Genomic DNA, 17,357 nt, shown 5'->3' on the forward strand with positions numbered 1-17,357 from the left:
TTAATAACATCTATACGATTTGTTAATTGTTCAATTTAAAATTTTATCATACATTGACATTATTTTCTGTTTAATGACGAAAAATAAGAGCATGACGTTATTCAAAAGTTAGAATTTAACGTCATGCTCCTAGTGATGGAATTATAAAATTTGTTATTTTTATTATTTAGCAAGATCAATACGATATAATTTTAAGTTTTTATCTTGAGGTGAATTTGAGCCAAATTGATAGCTTGTTTTACCTTTTTGAATATATCCAAAATTGCCACTTACTTTATTATATTGAACTCGTGCCACTGCATTTTGGCCTAAACTTTTCTTAACTTGATTATAAGTTGGGCCATTAGCTTCATTATAAGTCATAGAAACTCTTGTAACATAACCTTGGTTCTTTTTACCTACTGCAGTTACAACTAATAAACCTTTATTTGTGCGATACTCATAATAACCTTCATTGTTGCTTGGATTTTTAGAATAAATCGGTGTACCATATTTGTTTGAAACATTTTTGATTGATTCGCCAAGTGTAATATTTTCTAATGATTTTTCACCTTGAGTTAATTGTTGAACTGTTTGAATTGTATTACCGCTAGCTGCTTCAGCATGATTAACGCCTACTCCTGTCATTACTAGTCCTGAGACTATAAATGCCGCTACTAATTTTTTCATAAGCACTCTCTCCTTTATCTCATTTCTCGTCTTGTGCTTATTCATAGTATACCCCATTTATTACTAAAATAACACTATTATTACAAAAATGTTACAAATTAAGTTATTTTATGTAACAAATTAGGATGACGACTGAAGTTATCCTAACAACAATTAGTGCTCAGGCATATATTTCTTAATAAATGGTGTTACATCTTTAATAAACTTATCTTTCTCTTCCTCAAAAGGATATAAACTTGATTGAGCATACACATCAAATTGTGACTCTTTAACTAAATCAGCTACTTCTTTAGATTCAAGTGTTGTAATACGCTCACCATGTTCTCCCGCAATAATTAACGTCGGTTTCGTTACATGTTTAAATATGCTTGAAATCGCAGTTTCTTTGAACACATCTTCAATCGCTTGTGTCTCCTCCTTTGTAGAAATTACGTTCGTATCCTCAACATGTTTTAAAAACTTATCAACTTTTCTCGGCTTATAATAACGATGCTTTTCTAAAAACTTATTTTGTTTTTCGTCATCCCAGTTTCTAATTTTATGTGAATATTTTCTGAATAAACGTTCTTCAGGTAATTCACCCTCAATAGATGTTGGTGTTACCATTATGAGGGATGACACATAATTAGGATATCGTTCTGCCAAATCCGCAATTATGGCTGCACCCATTTCATGACCTATTAATGCTGATTCATCAATATACAAATAATCTAGTAATTGTATGATATCATCGGCAAATTCTTTGAAATCAATTTGTCTTGGTTTATCTGAATAGCCATGTCCTCTCAAATCTAGTAAAACTACTTGAAAAGATTTTGCCAATTCTTTTGCTAAATTTTGAAATATAGAAGCATTTTCATATGCCGTATGTACTAAGACAACAGGATATCCCTCACCCATCGTATTGTAATGTAAGGATAAACCACCTTTTCTAGTAAATAAATCCATCTTATGAATCTCCTCCTTGTTTAATATGAATCGGTAATATTGATAATAACTCTTCACTTGTAGTAATAATAAAGTCAACCTCTTCTTCTAAAGGTTCTAATTCAGCGTCATCATGTTTAAACCACACACTAACCATGCCCATTGCGCGAGCTGGTGCTACATCATTTAAAGCGTCATCGCCCACATACATTATCTCTTCTGGTTGAACATTTAATTGATTAATCATATCTTCAAATATTTTAGGATGAGGCTTACGGAATCCTACTGTTTCAGAAGTTGATAAATAGTTGATTACATGCCCTAATCCTAATGAATGTAAACGAAATTGTTTAATTTTAGATTTACCATTTGCGATAACACCTAAAACATAATTATTTTGCGATAATTTCTCCAAAGTATATAGCGTGTCATAATAAGGGAATACGTAACGATAGAAATGCATTTCAAAATCATTAAATAAATCTTTCCATGTTAGACGATCAATATGGAACTGCTTAATAATTGCTTTATATAAATCAGGTTTATCATTATCTTCATCGTCATCTAATTCTATAAATTTTTGTTTAAAATCTGCTAATTGAACATGTACGAAGTAATCATGAAATCGTTCATATTGTTCCTCAATGAATTTATCTCGAGATTTTGTTCTATCTAATAATGTACCTTCTAAATCAAACACGATTGCTTTTATATGACTTAAGTCCATTGTCAATTCCCTCTTAACTCTCTAATTATTCTCATTTTATCAAAAAGTCTTCCATAAAAATAATAACGTAACATCCATGCGATACAGTTAAATGTATGTTTAAACATCTTTAGATTGCTTAAGCAAAATGTAAAACAATGTTGGAGTACCTATTAAAGCCAAAATAATACTAGCTGGTATTTGCACTGGATGAATCAATACACTTCCAATCCAATCTGCAATCAACATCATTGTAGCACCGATTAAAATATTTAATATCATTTGAATGCCTAAAGTAAATCTCCAATAATAGCGTCTTATCAGTTGAGGCACTATCATGCCGATGAAACCAATAATACCTGTATATGCTATCGCGACTGCTGTTATTATAGATGCTAGTGTGAGTATCAAAAACATGACTTGTTGGACGTTTAAACCTAATGACTGGCTCTTCAATTCACCTAATTGTAATAACTTAATCGCTGGTACCATACTAAATAGAATCAATATAATAGGTATAGCTATTAGACCGATGTATATGACCTCTCGCGTTTCAGCCGCTGCAAATCCTCCGAAAAAGTAGTTAGCTATTTGGTTCATCTTATTAGGTTTAATTAAAACTAGAATATACAATAATGCATTAAAGAGTGCACCTATCATCAAACCAGTAATAATAAGAATTTTAAGTGGATAACCACGTGAGATTTTGGCAGCAATCATCAAGACGATCAATAATGCGATTAAACTAGCGCTAATTGAAAAGATGGGCACCCAAATAAAAGATAATCCTAGAAATATCGCCAATCCAGAACCGAATGTAGCACCACTTGCCAGTCCTAATGTAAAACTATCGGCTAGAGGATTATTTAAAACAGTCTGAAACATCTGACCTGCTAGTGTTAATATTGCTCCTGTTAATAAGGCCTCAATAATTCTTGGCAACCGAACTTTGAGCAATATCATTTGATTAAATGAATCTGTTAAACTCCCCATGTCCCATAGTAAATAAAGTCCTATAGCACCGATTAAACATATGCACCAACTTAGAAATGTTAAATATATATTTCTTGTCATTTTATCAACTCATCAATAATCTTTCTATTATTTCTTCTATTATAACTGATGATATAAAAGAATGGGACTGGGGCCAGCATTCTTTTAAATTCGTAGATTCAGCTTGCCTTAGTTATAACACTTCTAAATATAATTCGTTTTGCTATTTCCCGTTGCATAGTCACAAAAATAATTAGAACTGAGAAAAACTTGATTTAAAGCCTTTCTCAGTTCAGTTAGCTACAGGGGATTTGAAATGTAACCTTTCACTATAAAATTGTACTAATCTCACTTTTACAATAACTATTTAATTCATATGAATTTATCTTTTATAAATAGCGTCTCTTAATTGTTTTAAACCTTCATCAATACGAGGGCCTGGACGTGAAATTTCGTCACCGTTCACTGTTTCAATACGTCCATTTTTCACAGCTTTAATTTGACGGAAACCATCACGTTTTTTAATCACTTTATAGTAATCTGATTTAGATAGTCCTTCTGTAGAAATGAGGATATCTGGATTCTTTTTAATGATACTTTCTTTATCCACTGGTTTCCAACCTTCTATATTTGAAAAGCTATTTTTAGCATCTAATTGGGCTAACATGTCATCAAAAAATGTATGTTTGCCTGCTGTATATATTTCAGGTTTAGAAGATACTTCCATAAAAACAGATTGTGATCTATGATGTCTTGGCACCGACTTTATTACTTTTTCAACATTGTGCTTCGTCTCATCAACAAGTTCGTTAGCTTCATGTTCTCGTCCTGTTACTTTACCTATTTGTTTAAAAGTTTCATACGTTTGATCCAATGATTGTGCATCTTTCACATAAACTACTTTTACGCCATTTTTTTCAAGACTATCTAATACTTTCTTTGACGTTCCTTTTTGAGATTCATGCGCTAAAATTAAATCGGGTTTGACTTTTAATAATGCTTCTTTATTTAAATTCATTGTATCAAATTGTTTTTTCCCTTTTTTAACATCTTTAGGGTAATCGTCCACTGTAGAAACACCCACAATATCTTTTCCGAGACCTAATTCATAAAGAATTTCCGTATTACTTGGCATAAGCGACACGATACGTTTGTATGAATGCTCTTTCGAATTGGAATCAGATTGATTACTTTGTTTATCTTCTTGTTTATGTTGGTCATTTTGTCCACAAGCGACAAGAATCAACATGACTAAACTAAGTAGGATCCATAACTTTTTATTTAACACGTTCACACATTCCTTTCTAGATTATGTATATGTATGCATATATCATAACAAATAATATTAAATATTAATTTAAGTTTTTTATATTTAATTGTGTAATTTTATATTATTATTTGTTTCATGGAAAATTTTAGATATTAAAAAGCATTGAATATCTCTAAATTTAGAAATACACAATGCTTTTCTTAACATTACTGTGCTTTGGGATTAGGTCCATATTCATTTGTACCTTTTTCACTATCTGTAACACAATAAATCAATGCGAAAATTGATACAATTAATAATACGATCGAAATAACTAAAACAACTACCGTTGCAATCATTAACGATACGTCAGAATAAAAATCACTCAAATACACATTAGATATTGTTTCTAATAATACAATTAATCCTCGTAACAGCATCGATATTAACATAATTAACGGAATTAACATTGTGCGCCCAACATCATGAAATCGACGTACTGACATAGTAAATGTCCCTATTACAATGATGACATCAATCGTTTCATAAACAATGTTAAAAAACGTATCTCCACCACCAAACACCCATTCAAGTAAATCGGCAAGTAAACTTAATAATACAAGTACGATGATGTTAGCTAGTGTTGCATACCAATAATGTCGTCTACGTGTTCGACCTTGTACATTGAAATAATTTTTCCAGAATAGCTGATACGACTCAATCATTATAGCGTCTCCTTTAAATATGATTCACTATAATCATTACACAATAAAAGATTGAAGAAAATACTTTATTTAATATAAGCTTGAATTGCATCTGCAATAAATTTATTTAGGTTATCATTGCGTCCTTTATTAATATTTTTCGCAAAACGTTCATCATTTTCATAAGTCAGTGCCATGTAATTTAAAAATTGGTTATCTGCATTAGGTACTTGTCGTTGTAATATCTTTTTTAACGTTTCAATATTTTGATACGTATATGCGTCATCCGCTGAATAACCATCTTCCAATAATTGATTCATCTCATTAAAAAATTGATTAAATTGTTCATTAGTATGGTCATCATTATCCTGCTTCTCTGAATCATTGAATTGAGTTCTATTATCTTTATATGACTGATAGTAATCTGTATCACCATATTTTAGCGCCGCTTCTTTATCATATTGTTCATTCACATCAAATTGATTAAATTTGTCCATATTAATCTCCTCATTTCTATGATTAATTAGATGATGATTGAGGTAATCAATGATTTGATTCAGGTGATTTCGTTGATGAATAATTTGAGCATAATTTTCTTCTAATATTGCATTTTTATCAGTAATACTTTGCTGAAAATAGTCTTGAATGTTCTCAAGCGATAAATTGAGTTGTCTAAGAAATAAAATTGTTTGTAATTTTGTTATATCTTGAGAATGGTAATAGCGATACCCGTTAGTATCAATATAACTAGGCACAAGTAAACCAATCTCATGATAATAACGTAGAGTTCTTGTACTAACCGACGTCACTTTGCTCACTTCATTAGGTGTAAAATATCCATGATTTAACATTATTTTATTCTCCACTTTACTTTATTTTTAATATCATTAATACCTCATTCATCTATTTAGGAGTATGGACTATGACGTAACGTTAAAGTCAATCATTCTTATTAAAATAATCTTCTAAAAATGTGTATTTTTGAGTCCCTTTTCCATTAAAATAGTTTTTCCCAAAATTATCTAATAAGGCATGAAACTCGTTAGCATCTTGATTCGTAAAATGAGGAGGCAATGAAATTTGCTTTTTAAATTTATCGTAACTTTCTGTATGGGCGTAACCTAACTTACTATACAAACGTCTCGTATAACTATCAGGAATAAACTCGATACCTTCAAAGATATAGACGAGTAAAACATCAGCTGTTTCGCTACCGATGCCTCGAATTTTTAGTAATTCTCTTCTTAAATTATCTCCATAATGTTGAGCAATATTTTCATAATCAAAATTAAATTGATTTAACCACTGAAATAATGCATGAATCGCCTTTCCCTTATTCTTATAAAAACCACTTGAACGGATGATTTCCTGTAGTTCAGCTAATGGTAACGATAAAATTTTTTGTGGATCAAATTGTGTTTCCTCTCTTAAACGCATTAAAGCCATATCTGCGTTCTTCCAATTTGTATTTTGTACTAATATCGCCCCGAGCATCATTTCTTCAGGGCTTTTAGCAGGCCACCAATGTTGAGGCCCCATATTGTCTAATAATATTTTATAAAGTGCTTCTGTCGTAAGCGTTGGCATGCTCTCACTCCATTCTTCACATAACAATACCCTCACAAATCGTAATTTATGAGGGTAATATGATAATTGATATCTATGTTATTTCATAATTATTTACATTGTTTCAGGTGCTGATACACCTACTAATGATAAAGCATTGTGTAGTGTAATTCTAACTGCATCTACTAAAGCTACATGTGCTTTCGTTTTTTCTGCATCGTCTGTTAATACTTTTTCAGCATTATAGAATTTATGGAATGCAGATGCTAAATCTTGAATGTAGTTCGTTAAACGATGTGGTGCGCGACTTTCCGCTGCACTTTCAATAGTTGGTTCAAATTCAGCAACCTTCTTCAATAAATCGATTGCTTTTTCATTCGTAATTGTTGAAAAGTCAGCATCAGCAGTAACTTCAACACCTTGTTCTTTTGCTTGTTTCAAGATTGAGCAAATACGTGCATGCGCATATTGTGCATAGTAAATTGGATTGTCTTGTGACTTTTCTTTCGCAAGTTCTAAATCAAAGTCAAAGTGAGAGTCAGGACTACGCATTGTTAAGAAATAACGTGCAGCGTCAATACCTACTTCATCCATGATTTCACGTAAAGTAATCGCATTACCTGTACGTTTACTCATTTTCACTTCAACGCCATCTTGCATTAAACGCACCATTTGCATGATTTGAATTTCAAGACGATCACTATCCACACCAAATGTTTCAAGACTAGCTTTCAAACGATTAATATAACCATGATGGTCGGCACCCATTAAATCGATTAGGATATCATTACCACGATTAATTTTATTGTAGTGGTATGCAGTGTCTGGTGTGAAATAAGTGTAATTACCATCTTTTTTAATTAATACACGGTCCTTGTCGTCTTTAAAATCAGATGTACGTAACCATGTCGCGCCATCCGCTTCATACGTATAGCCGAGTTCATTCATTTTAGCTAATGTGTTATCAATGGCACCATTTTCATATAATGATGTTTCACTAAACCAATTATCAAAGTGGACATTGAAATCAGCTAAATCTTTTTTCAATTTATCCATTTCATAATCAACACCAAGTTTTCTGAATGTTTTAAGACGTTCTTCATCAGAGTAGTCTTTCATTTCAGGGTGTTTATCAGCTAAATCTTTACCAATTTCGATAATATCTTTACCGTTATAACCATCTGCTGGCATTTCATGGCTTGTATCACCAAGTGCCTCGAAGAAACGTGTTTCAATAGAACGTGCTAAGTTAGTAATTTGATTACCCGCGTCATTAATATAATATTCACGTGTTACATTATAACCTGCAGCAATTAAAATATTAGCTAATGAATCACCTACAGCAGCATTTCTAGCATGACCAATGTGCAGATCACCAGTTGGGTTAGCAGATACATATTCTAATAAAATATTCGTATTTTTAGATTCTTCAGCATAACCGAATTTGTCACCTTTATTGATAGCTTCTGGGATAACTGTCGTTAAATACTGATTATCTAAGTAGAAATTAATGAAACCAGGGCCCGCGATATCTACTTGCTTCACGTTCGCTTTACTTGTGTCTAAGTTATCAACGATTGCTTGAGCAATTTCACGTGGATTACGTTTCGCAATCTTTGTTAAAACCATTGCAATATTAGTTGAATAATCTCCATTTTTAGTATCTTTTGGTATTTCTACTTTAATTTCAGGAATATCTTCAGCCAGATTAGCTTTTTCAATACTTGCTTTAATTTCTTCTATTAAAGTTGATTTTACTTTTTCAATAATATTCATTCGCTTATCTCCTTATAATTAATTTCATATTGATATGAGCCCATCTTTTCATCGTTCTGATGTAACTCGTATTGAATCTTTAATTTCCCGGCATTTTCATTCACAAAATGCAGGATGCTACGCGTTTTAACAGTTAAAGGAATGCGACCAGCTGGTATATCATAAAGGGTAGTCGTATCATGACCTTCCACAAAGTGAAGATTCATATTAATATCGCCTTTGCGTATTAATTTAACACCGCGTTCTTCAATTTTAATTGTTACATTAACGACTGCATCTTCAATTTGTTCTTGGTATCGAATATAATCTGCGTTTTTCTTTTGCCATGAACCTTGAGCAGCAAATTCAAATTTTTGTTTTTCACCATTTTGTTTTAGAACTTGTTTCGTTTGAACGTCTATATTCTTATTCAACGTTTGCCTCACCTTAGCTTCTAAATAATACACCACATTATAGCATAAATTAGATAGTGCATGTAGGTGATACTTCTCAGTTTTAGAGCATTTAGGATATATACAAGTATCATCATCTATTTTGATAAATTGAGTAATGAAAAGAACAGTATATAGGTTAAGCCTTGGGAAATATTCATATAAAATGACTTATCGGAGGTAAGCTATTAGCGAGTATTTGAGGATGATGTAATATATAGGCCGCCTATCTCTCAGGCGTCAATTTAGACGTAGAGAGGAGGTACTAATCTATGCTAGAAATCCTTGTTCACATCACGACCACAGTCATCAGTAGTTGTATTATTGCGATATTCACGCATTGGCTACGTAATCGCAATAATAAATAGGCGACCATAGCCACACCCCAAAAATCCCCTCACTACGGCAATAGTGAGGGGATTGGTGCATCTATGCTAATTTCCTTGTTAACTAAATTATAACACTGGGGAGTGGAGAAATGCAAAATGATTTCACACGATGACTCAACTAATGAGAAGAAACATATTAAACAACGGTAGAAATTGAGATGTGCGATATATTCGATACTAGAAAAGATTGCGTATTTTAATATTGTGTATTTCTTTTCTTAATTTTACTGATGCAAAAACATCCAAATCCATTCTTTCTTCTAATTGTGTTATAGCAAAATTAATATTTCAAATATTAAAATATTTTTAATAGAGTAGATCCAATTCTAACATATCAATATATTCTATGTTTAATTCAGGGATATGTTGCAATTAATCATTTAAAGAAATAAATACTGTATACTGATACTCATTATTCCCTACTAGCACTCTTGAAAATGCTATAGATCCAATTAGGTATTTATATTCATCAATTAAAACTGCTAAATAGAAAAATACTCGTCCCATTATTATGTGGACACCAAACAAAAAGAAACAACCTACCCAAATAACTTTACTTTCACCTGAGTCACTAGGAGAAACAAATGAAATATATATTAAAGCAATAAATGATAATAATACTAAGAAAACTCCTAAGATTTTTAATATTACATTTTGCTTATTTCCAAACATTTCAAATTCTGAATAGCAAAATATAAATAACCCTGTAATAGAAATTAGAATTATACCTGCAATTATAATCCAATATTTAAACGCATCTCCATCTACACCTGAATAATAAAAAATATCAGCTGAACTTATCAAAAAAGGAATATTATATCCGGCTAATATATTAATTAGCATATAGGTACACACTCTTCTCTTATAGTTATTTCTATTAAAATTTTCCAATATTTTTCCTTTTTCTTGTAAATATAATATGAGCCATAATAATAATGATATAGCTAAATATATTTTCATATAATTAGGGACTGTTCCCTCCATACCAATAAAGTAATATAAAAATATATAAAATGCAAATATTATAAAATTTACTAATGCAAAACCTATTAAATAAGAATTTTTAATATTATTTATACTTAAAATTTGTAAATTTTCTTTATCCATTATTAAAATCTCCTAAGAAAATACTGATTTTATTCCTTTCGTTGCACTTTTCCAAGAATCTCCAATAAAATTTTTTCCATTATTTAGAGAATTATTTATTCCATCTTTCACATGATTTTTCAATGTTTTATCTTTATATTTTGCAACGCCTATTAATTCTACTAGTTTTCTTCTTTATCAATTTCAAATGTTATTTTTACACAATAAGGCATTATAAGCATACCTAATTCTATTGTAATTTCACTCCATCTTCTCTAATGTCATAATCTAAAAGACCTAAATAAAAATATGTTCGTACAATAAGCATATGGCTACAAAATAACATTATCATTCCCATCCAAATCGTTCTATTTTCTTCAGAATCAACAGGAACAATTAATGATACATACAACAACAGTCCAAATGATAATAAAACAATTAAAATTCCAATCATTCTAATAAAACTACCCTTTTGGATACCAAACATCTGAAATTCGCCTAAACAAAAGAAGAAGAGTCCTATAGCAGAGACCGTTATGATCCCACAAATTAACAACCAATATGTATAAGTATCATCTCTAGAATCTGCAAAATAAAAAGCATAAGCAGAACTAATTAAAAATGGAATATTGTATCCTGAAAGTAGATTGATAGTCATATATATTGCAACTCTAAACTTATAGTTTTTTCGATTATAATTTTTAAAAATATACTCGCGTTCTTGTAAATAAAGAAGCAACCATAATAATAATGACCCTATTAAATATATTTTCATATATAGAGGCATGTGCCCTTTTATACCTGGACCTGTATATATAAAATAGTAAAATGCGAAAATAATGAAATTCACTAATGACAATCCGATTAAATGTGAATGTTGAATTGATTCTATTGCTTTTTTTTGTAGATTTTTCTCCATAATATTCACCTTTCATTTATCAATTTCAAAATATCTATATTTATAATAAGTATCATTGCCATTTTGCTCAATTGTTATTTCGATACTCATTATCAATAAATAACTAAACCATAGTAATAAAAGATATCCTACTGTATAATTAGTTATTATTTTAAGGAGTTGAGGAAATGAGAATCAACGTTTTATAACACACACCTAATGAAGGTGTAGGCGCTATTGGAGATTGGGCTAAAGAGAATGGGCATGATTTATATATTTATCACCCTTATTTTTATAATGGTGTTCTACCGAAAGCAGAAGAAACAGATTTACTTATCATTTTAGGCGGTCCTATGAGTCCGAATGATTTAGATGATTGGATTCTTAAAGAAAGAGAATTGATAAGAGTATTGTTAAAAGAGAAAAAGCCAATATTTGGTGCTTGTTTTGGTGCTCAACAAATAACGAAAGCAATTGGGTACACAGTAAGCAAGTCACCGGTAAAAGAAGTGGGTTGGGATAAGGTATATCTTGAAACAAATACAATACCAGACTTACCAAAAGAATTGATGGCATTGCATTGGCATGAAGAAATGTTCCAAATACCTAAAAATGCAGAATTACTTTTCTCTAGTGAATATTTAACTAATCAAGGGTTTTTGTTAAATAACAATGTTATTGGTTTGCAATTCCATTTCGAACCAGGGCCTTTTGAAGTTAAAGAAATTGTAACTAATGATTTTTCTTATGCGGTTGATTCTGTATTAAACCAAACTCCACAAGAAATTATTGAACGCGAAGTTCCTAAAGAGAATAAAGAAGTTATGTTTAAATTACTTGATCATATAACTGGTAGATAGACTAATTTTAAGTGTTTTTCACACAATCACTTCAAAAAATAAAATATTAATAATTAAAAATATGCGACTTTAGGCACACTAACAAGAGTCCGGGACATAAAGTTCTTGGATAAGTGAAAAAAAGACAATTTCTATTGAAATAATATAGAAATTGTCTTTTTTATAAATTTTTTGATTATTTTCAGCTCGTTGAGCTACTACTTTTCTTATATTAAGTGCCATTAATACAAAACCAAGTTCTCTTTTGACTTTATTGAGTCCTCGGACAGACATCCGAGTGAAACCCAAAATAGCCTTCATAAATCCAAAAACAGGTTCCACATCAATTTTTCTTTGACTGTAGATATTTTTTGTTTCTGGTTCTGAAAGCTTTTTGTTAATTTGGGATTTAAAATATTCCCAGTTATAATTCTTCATTATTTTTTTGTTTGTTTTTGAATTGAAGTTCATACATTGATTTTTCAGAGGACATTCTGAACAATCATCACATTCATATAATTTGAAGTCTCGCTTATAACCATACTTATCATGACGATAGGCATATCTTTTAAAACCTAGCCGTTTATTATTCGGACAAATGAATTCGTCATTAATTTCGTCATAGTTCCAATTTTGAGTATTAAAGATGTCACTTTTATATTTTTTAGTTTTATCTTTTATAAACATTCCATATGTTATGAGTGGCGTTCGATTAAAGTCATCTATAATTGCCTTATAATTTGATTCACTACCATAACCTGCATCAGCTACAATATATTCAGGTAAATGACCGTAGGTCTCTTGAATTGAATTTAAAAATGGAATCATCGTTCTAGTATCCGTTGGATTTTGATACACATTATAAGATAAAACAAATTGGGAATTTGTCGCTATTTGTAAATTATACCCTGGCTTAAGTTGTCCATTTTTCATGTGATCTTCTTTCATTCTCATAAATGTCGCATCATGATCTGTCTTAGAATAACTATTTCTATCCTTTAAAATAGATTTTTGAAATTCGTATCGATACTTTCGCTCAAAATAATCATTGATTTGCTTTTTGTATTTTTTGATTTTAGTTCTTTTGAGACGTATTTGTTTTCTTGTTTTAGTACATTTTTCATTGTTGATATGTTGGTTTAAATCTTCGATTTCTTTATCTAAGTGACTACCAATCAAATCTATTTCTTCTTTTGTTAATTCATTATCATGATCTTCTTTAATTTCCGGTATGATTTTATTGGTTACCAATTCATGGTAGAGGGCTTTAGAATCCTCATTCATCTTTGATTCATGGTTTTGAATACTCTTTTTCCATACAAATGTATATCGATTGGCATTTGCTTCAATTTTTGTACCATCAATAAAAATAGCTTTATCATCTATAAGATTTTGTTTTACACACTGACTGTAAAATTGAATAAATAAAGATTCTAATAAAGCATCTACTTTTGGATTTACTCTAAATCGATTAATTGTTTTATAAGAAGGTTTTTGATTTTGTGATAGCCACATCATTCGGATGCTATCATTAAGCATTTTTTCTATTTTACGACCTGAGAATACAGATTGTGTGTAGGCATATAGAATCACTTTTAACATCATTTTAGGATGGTACGAAGTTGCACCACGGTGATGTCTGAATTCGTCGAATTCATTGTCAGGAATTGTTTCAACAATATCATTTACATGTCGTGAAATATCATTTGTGGGGATAAGAACTGAAGTTTCCATTGGTAGAGTAAGTTGAGTCATGTTATAATTTTTATACATAAGGCACCTCGTTAATTTAGTTTAGTGATGTTTATTAAATTATACGAAAGTGCTTTATTTTTTTAAAGTATTACAATGTAAAATTACATATAAATACAAAGTATTTTGGCGAGACTCTTGAGGGAACAGGACAAGCTGAAGACTACAGGCTGAAGCTGTCCCCTAAGAAAGCGAGCCAACAATACGGAGTATTGTAAATAAAGAAGCCAGTAAATGAATTTGTTAAAACTCATTTACTGGCTATTTCTCTAGGGTTTATGTCCCAGACTCGTTTTAAGCGTAGTGTCCTACTCCTAATACTGTTTATATTATTCAAAAGCTTTGAATAATTCCTCACTAGAATTATTCCACATCTCTTCATTATGAGATTTTAAAAAGTCTGCTAAAACTTTTTTATTTTTCTCACCAATGTGGTCAATGATAATTTTATGTTTCATAGATTTATCCATCATATTAACATGTTCAGGCATACTTTTATAACCACGTCGTATACTTTTGTTAACTAATAAATAACATGCAGTAACACCAGCATAATATGGACCACTCTCACTACGTTCAGTAGTCACCCAGCAAAGCCAATATTCTTTAGCTTCTTCGCCTTCAACTTCCGATTTGTCATTTATCCATTTAACACCTTTTTCAACTTGAGCACGTGCATGCATACCACCTATATCTATAAACGCCTCTTTATTCGCAACATCTATAAATACTGGTGCAATATTATCTAAACTAATTGAGCCTATATTCGTCCCTTTATGTCCGTCAAGGGGATCATTCTTGATAATATTAAATTTAAAACCTTTGTTCTCAGACACACATGACACCTCCGAAAAACTTGAATTCATAATCTCTATATTATGCGTTATATATTAAAGTTTCAATGACTTAATTCAATTCATTAAGCAGATTAATAATAGAACCTTTAGTTTGTGGATTCTCAATATTAAGAATTATTTCTTTAGGATAGTATAATTTATAATCTTCACGATTAATACCTGTAATACTTGAAATAACGAGTGATTGACTACTAATTTCTCTAATACTACCATTACGTCTTAATAAATGTATTGGTTGTCTATTAGAACCAGGTCGATCATAATCATATGGTAAATCAGAGAAAGCCTCACTAACAAAATAATAGTTCGGATCAATATTACCTTCTATGAACAACTCTTGTAGCTCAGTAATAGTAATAATTGAACCATCAAATGGAATATATTTAAATAAGTCTCTATTTATAAAACGACGTGCTAAATCACTGAGAATTGCATCATCTTCTTGTATCCATTTCTTCAAATAATAAAGTACGACGACTTCATCTAAATCAACGTATTGCTCAATTGTAACCTTCTCTTCAAAAAAAGGAACAAAATCTTCTGGGTACATCTTAAAATGGTACCCCTCATTATACAATTGTTTAACACGTTTCAAACAATTATTTAACAATACTTCTCCGCCTCTACTAACCGGATGAAAGTATATTTGCCAATACATTTGATAGCGACTCATTATAAAGTTCTCAACGGCATGCATTCCACTCTCTTTAATAAGAACTTCATCTTTAGATGGTCTCATTAAACGTAAAATACGTTCCATGTCAAATGTGCCATAAGAGACGCCCGTAAAATAAGCATCTCTTTGTAAATAGTCCATTCGATCAGCATCAATTTGCGATGAAATCATAGAAATTACAAGTTTATTTTGATGCGTTTTGTTAATTACTTCTGCAACTTCTTTAGGAAAAGTACTCGATACGCGACTTAAAACTTCATTAACTTCAGTAGGTCCAGTAATAATTGCTTGCGTAAAGGCTTCATGGTCTGTATTGAATATCTTTTCAAAACTATGTGAAAATGGACCATGACCTAAATCATGTAATAATGCTGCACATAATGCCAATGGTCTATCTTCATTGTTCCAAGCGTCTCGTCCCACAAATGATTCGTCAATCATGCGTCGCACGATTTCATATACACCTAAAGAATGGCCAAAACGACTATGCTCTGCAGTATGAAAAGAAAGATATAATGTGCCTAGTTGCTTAATACGACGTAAACGTTGAAACTCTTTTGTCTTAATAAGATCCCAAATAAGTTGATCTTTGACGTGAATATATTTATGAATAGGGTCTTTGAATACCTTCTCTTCAGCTAATTTCTGTTCAACATAGGGTGTTTGCGTCAAATAAATCCTTCCTCTCATTACAGTATAGTCATAGCGTTTATAGACTTCTCTTCATTAAAGCTAAATCCATTTGTTCTCCATACATTTCTGGTTGATAAGAACGTACGATTTCAAAACCATTATTTTGATAGTATTGAATGGCATCTTTATTTTTATTATCAACTTCTAAAAATACTGCATCATATTTACCGTCAAATTGTTCTAATCCTTTCTTAAGTAGACTAGAACCATAACCTTTATGTTGAGATTCTGGATGTACATAATGCGCAGACAAATACAATTCTTTACCATAAATGAAATTAGCAAAGCCAATAATTTCATCATTATCTTCGGCTACTAAAAATAGTTGTTCTTCTAAACGTTTCTTTAAATGTTGCTCATTATAAGAAGCAGCTAATAACTCATTTATTGTTGATGCTGCATAAATATTTAAATATGTGTTATACCATGCCTTAGTAGCAACATCTCTAATTGCTACAACGTCATTTGGTGTAGCTTCTCTGACTTTAAACATACTTGATTCTCCTGACTTTACTATGGAATTAATAATGAAATTATATCACAGTACTTATACAATCGCTTAATATAGAATATTTATCGGCGTAGTTTAATGTACTTTTAAATTAGACTTACGCTAATGTTTCATTCCATTCTTTTGCTCTTTCTAGTGCAAACGTATCTTTCGAAATATCACCTGGACGTTCAGCGGTACCAATTATATATCCATTAAGTTCAGCACCAATAAAATCTAATGTATATTTCATTTGAGTAATACATGGCTTAGCTTTCACTTTAGGGCAGTCTCCACCAACTAAAATAAGTCGAAAATCTTTCTTTGCCATTTTTTCTTTAAAGTCTTTGTAGTTATCGTCTATCAAAGTTTCAGACCAATGATCAATAAATGCCTTTAAAGATGCAGAAACACTATACCAATACACCGGTGATGCAAATATGACCGTATCACTTTCTAAAACTTGATCAATGACCTGTTTATAATCATCGTTATAGCTTGTAATATCTCTATTCTCGTGACGAAAGTCTCTTACAGGATTGAATTGATAATCGGTTAAGTCAATCCATTTATAATCTAATCCCTCAACTGCTGACTTAGTAAGTTGTGCTGTATTCCCCTCTGGACGACTTCCTCCAAATAAAACTGTAATCATT

18 protein-coding genes and 1 pseudogene are annotated in these 17,357 nt (G+C 31.0%); 2 read left to right on the forward strand and 17 right to left on the reverse strand.

Annotated elements, in window-relative coordinates:
- Nucleotides 1-162 precede the first annotated feature (162 nt).
- From EQ029_RS10590 to EQ029_RS10635, 10 genes are all read right to left on the reverse strand, one after another.
- Nucleotides 163-669, reverse strand: coding sequence for an SA0570 family protein (locus EQ029_RS10590; protein ID WP_016930889.1), 507 nt, complete (start codon nt 667-669; stop codon nt 163-165).
- A gap of 153 nt (nt 670-822) precedes the next feature.
- A complete protein-coding gene (locus tag EQ029_RS10595) occupies nt 823-1,617 on the reverse strand; it encodes an alpha/beta fold hydrolase (RefSeq protein WP_057504795.1) in 795 nt (264 codons plus the stop codon).
- Between the two features lies 1 nt (nt 1,618).
- Nucleotides 1,619-2,323, reverse strand: a complete 705-nt coding sequence (locus EQ029_RS10600; RefSeq protein WP_016930887.1) for an HAD family hydrolase — start codon at nt 2,321-2,323, stop codon at nt 1,619-1,621.
- Nucleotides 2,324-2,422: 99 nt separating this feature from the next.
- Entirely contained in the window at nt 2,423-3,376 is a 954-nt protein-coding gene (locus EQ029_RS10605; RefSeq protein WP_016930886.1) for a FecCD family ABC transporter permease, read from the reverse strand.
- Between the two features lie 301 nt (nt 3,377-3,677).
- Nucleotides 3,678-4,544, reverse strand: coding sequence for an ABC transporter substrate-binding protein (locus EQ029_RS10610; protein WP_046309922.1), 867 nt, complete (start codon nt 4,542-4,544; stop codon nt 3,678-3,680).
- Between the two features lie 227 nt (nt 4,545-4,771).
- Nucleotides 4,772-5,269, reverse strand: a complete 498-nt coding sequence (locus EQ029_RS10615) for a DUF805 domain-containing protein (RefSeq protein WP_053021644.1) — start codon at nt 5,267-5,269, stop codon at nt 4,772-4,774.
- Between the two features lie 65 nt (nt 5,270-5,334).
- Nucleotides 5,335-6,099 carry a MerR family transcriptional regulator gene (locus EQ029_RS10620; RefSeq protein ID WP_057504796.1) on the reverse strand — a complete coding sequence of 255 codons (765 nt, stop codon included), beginning with the start codon at nt 6,097-6,099 and terminating at the stop codon, nt 5,335-5,337.
- An 88-nt stretch (nt 6,100-6,187) separates the two neighbouring features.
- Nucleotides 6,188-6,835 carry an endonuclease III domain-containing protein gene (locus EQ029_RS10625; protein WP_016930882.1) on the reverse strand — a complete coding sequence of 216 codons (648 nt, stop codon included), beginning with the start codon at nt 6,833-6,835 and terminating at the stop codon, nt 6,188-6,190.
- A gap of 93 nt (nt 6,836-6,928) precedes the next feature.
- Entirely contained in the window at nt 6,929-8,590 is a 1,662-nt protein-coding gene (argS, locus tag EQ029_RS10630; RefSeq protein ID WP_057504797.1) for an arginine--tRNA ligase, read from the reverse strand.
- Nucleotides 8,587-9,003 carry a YwiB family protein gene (locus tag EQ029_RS10635; protein WP_057504798.1) on the reverse strand — a complete coding sequence of 139 codons (417 nt, stop codon included), beginning with the start codon at nt 9,001-9,003 and terminating at the stop codon, nt 8,587-8,589. The genes argS and EQ029_RS10635 overlap by 4 nt, the downstream gene beginning before the upstream one ends.
- 290 nt (nt 9,004-9,293) lie before the next feature.
- On the opposite strand from EQ029_RS10635, the gene EQ029_RS10640 reads away from it, so the two are divergent.
- Entirely contained in the window at nt 9,294-9,389 is a 96-nt protein-coding gene (locus EQ029_RS10640) for a type I toxin-antitoxin system Fst family toxin (protein ID WP_016930879.1), read from the forward strand.
- Nucleotides 9,390-9,782: 393 nt separating this feature from the next.
- Here EQ029_RS10640 and EQ029_RS10645 read toward each other — a convergent pair whose 3' ends face one another.
- Complete coding sequence (locus tag EQ029_RS10645) at nt 9,783-10,517, reverse strand: DUF5079 family protein (protein ID WP_230197431.1); 735 nt, start codon at nt 10,515-10,517, stop codon at nt 9,783-9,785.
- 229 nt (nt 10,518-10,746) lie between these two features.
- Nucleotides 10,747-11,415, reverse strand: a complete 669-nt coding sequence (locus EQ029_RS10650; RefSeq protein ID WP_057504799.1) for a DUF5079 family protein — start codon at nt 11,413-11,415, stop codon at nt 10,747-10,749.
- Nucleotides 11,416-11,630: 215 nt separating this feature from the next.
- Between EQ029_RS10650 and EQ029_RS10655 the strand changes: the two genes are divergently transcribed.
- The gene (locus EQ029_RS10655) at nt 11,631-12,254 is read left to right on the forward strand and encodes a type 1 glutamine amidotransferase (protein ID WP_307725621.1); all 624 of its coding nucleotides are present in this window, start codon (nt 11,631-11,633) and stop codon (nt 12,252-12,254) included.
- A 53-nt stretch (nt 12,255-12,307) separates the two neighbouring features.
- Here EQ029_RS10655 and EQ029_RS10660 read toward each other — a convergent pair.
- From EQ029_RS10660 to EQ029_RS10680, 5 genes and pseudogenes are all read right to left on the reverse strand, one after another.
- A pseudogene (locus tag EQ029_RS10660) lies at nt 12,308-14,006 on the reverse strand (IS1182 family transposase).
- A gap of 308 nt (nt 14,007-14,314) precedes the next feature.
- Nucleotides 14,315-14,851, reverse strand: coding sequence for a YwhD family protein (locus EQ029_RS10665; RefSeq protein WP_162848914.1), 537 nt, complete (start codon nt 14,849-14,851; stop codon nt 14,315-14,317).
- Between the two features lie 40 nt (nt 14,852-14,891).
- The gene (locus EQ029_RS10670) at nt 14,892-16,208 is read right to left on the reverse strand and encodes an HD domain-containing protein (RefSeq protein WP_172458784.1); all 1,317 of its coding nucleotides are present in this window, start codon (nt 16,206-16,208) and stop codon (nt 14,892-14,894) included.
- 19 nt (nt 16,209-16,227) lie between these two features.
- On the reverse strand, nt 16,228-16,704 hold the full coding sequence (locus EQ029_RS10675; RefSeq protein ID WP_033079589.1) for a GNAT family N-acetyltransferase: 477 nt from the start codon (nt 16,702-16,704) through the stop codon (nt 16,228-16,230).
- Nucleotides 16,705-16,819: 115 nt separating this feature from the next.
- Nucleotides 16,820-17,356: a flavodoxin family protein gene (locus tag EQ029_RS10680; RefSeq protein WP_049395099.1), complete on the reverse strand. Its 537-nt coding sequence runs from the start codon at nt 17,354-17,356 to the stop codon at nt 16,820-16,822.
- Nucleotide 17,357 lies beyond the last annotated feature (1 nt).

This window comes from Staphylococcus haemolyticus (assembly GCF_006094395.1).
GTDB classification, from domain to species: Bacteria; Bacillota; Bacilli; order Staphylococcales; family Staphylococcaceae; genus Staphylococcus; species Staphylococcus haemolyticus.

Coding starts and splice junctions, on each gene's coding strand:
- EQ029_RS10590 (WP_016930889.1), bottom strand. CDS start 669: ATGAAAAAATTAGTAGCGGCATTTATAGTCTCAGGACTAGTAATGACA.
- EQ029_RS10595 (WP_057504795.1), bottom strand. CDS start 1,617: ATGGATTTATTTACTAGAAAAGGTGGTTTATCCTTACATTACAATACG.
- EQ029_RS10600 (WP_016930887.1), bottom strand. CDS start 2,323: ATGGACTTAAGTCATATAAAAGCAATCGTGTTTGATTTAGAAGGTACA.
- EQ029_RS10605 (WP_016930886.1), bottom strand. CDS start 3,376: ATGACAAGAAATATATATTTAACATTTCTAAGTTGGTGCATATGTTTA.
- EQ029_RS10610 (WP_046309922.1), bottom strand. CDS start 4,544: ATGTTGATTCTTGTCGCTTGTGGACAAAATGACCAACATAAACAAGAA.
- EQ029_RS10615 (WP_053021644.1), bottom strand. CDS start 5,269: ATGATTGAGTCGTATCAGCTATTCTGGAAAAATTATTTCAATGTACAA.
- EQ029_RS10620 (WP_057504796.1), bottom strand. CDS start 6,099: ATGTTAAATCATGGATATTTTACACCTAATGAAGTGAGCAAAGTGACG.
- EQ029_RS10625 (WP_016930882.1), bottom strand. CDS start 6,835: ATGCCAACGCTTACGACAGAAGCACTTTATAAAATATTATTAGACAAT.
- argS (WP_057504797.1), bottom strand. CDS start 8,590: ATGAATATTATTGAAAAAGTAAAATCAACTTTAATAGAAGAAATTAAA.
- EQ029_RS10640 (WP_016930879.1), top strand. CDS start 9,294: ATGCTAGAAATCCTTGTTCACATCACGACCACAGTCATCAGTAGTTGT.
- EQ029_RS10645 (WP_230197431.1), bottom strand. CDS start 10,517: ATGGATAAAGAAAATTTACAAATTTTAAGTATAAATAATATTAAAAAT.
- EQ029_RS10650 (WP_057504799.1), bottom strand. CDS start 11,415: ATGGAGAAAAATCTACAAAAAAAAGCAATAGAATCAATTCAACATTCA.
- EQ029_RS10665 (WP_162848914.1), bottom strand. CDS start 14,851: ATGAATTCAAGTTTTTCGGAGGTGTCATGTGTGTCTGAGAACAAAGGT.
- EQ029_RS10670 (WP_172458784.1), bottom strand. CDS start 16,208: ATGAGAGGAAGGATTTATTTGACGCAAACACCCTATGTTGAACAGAAA.
- EQ029_RS10675 (WP_033079589.1), bottom strand. CDS start 16,704: ATGTTTAAAGTCAGAGAAGCTACACCAAATGACGTTGTAGCAATTAGA.
- EQ029_RS10680 (WP_049395099.1), bottom strand. CDS start 17,356: ATGATTACAGTTTTATTTGGAGGAAGTCGTCCAGAGGGGAATACAGCA.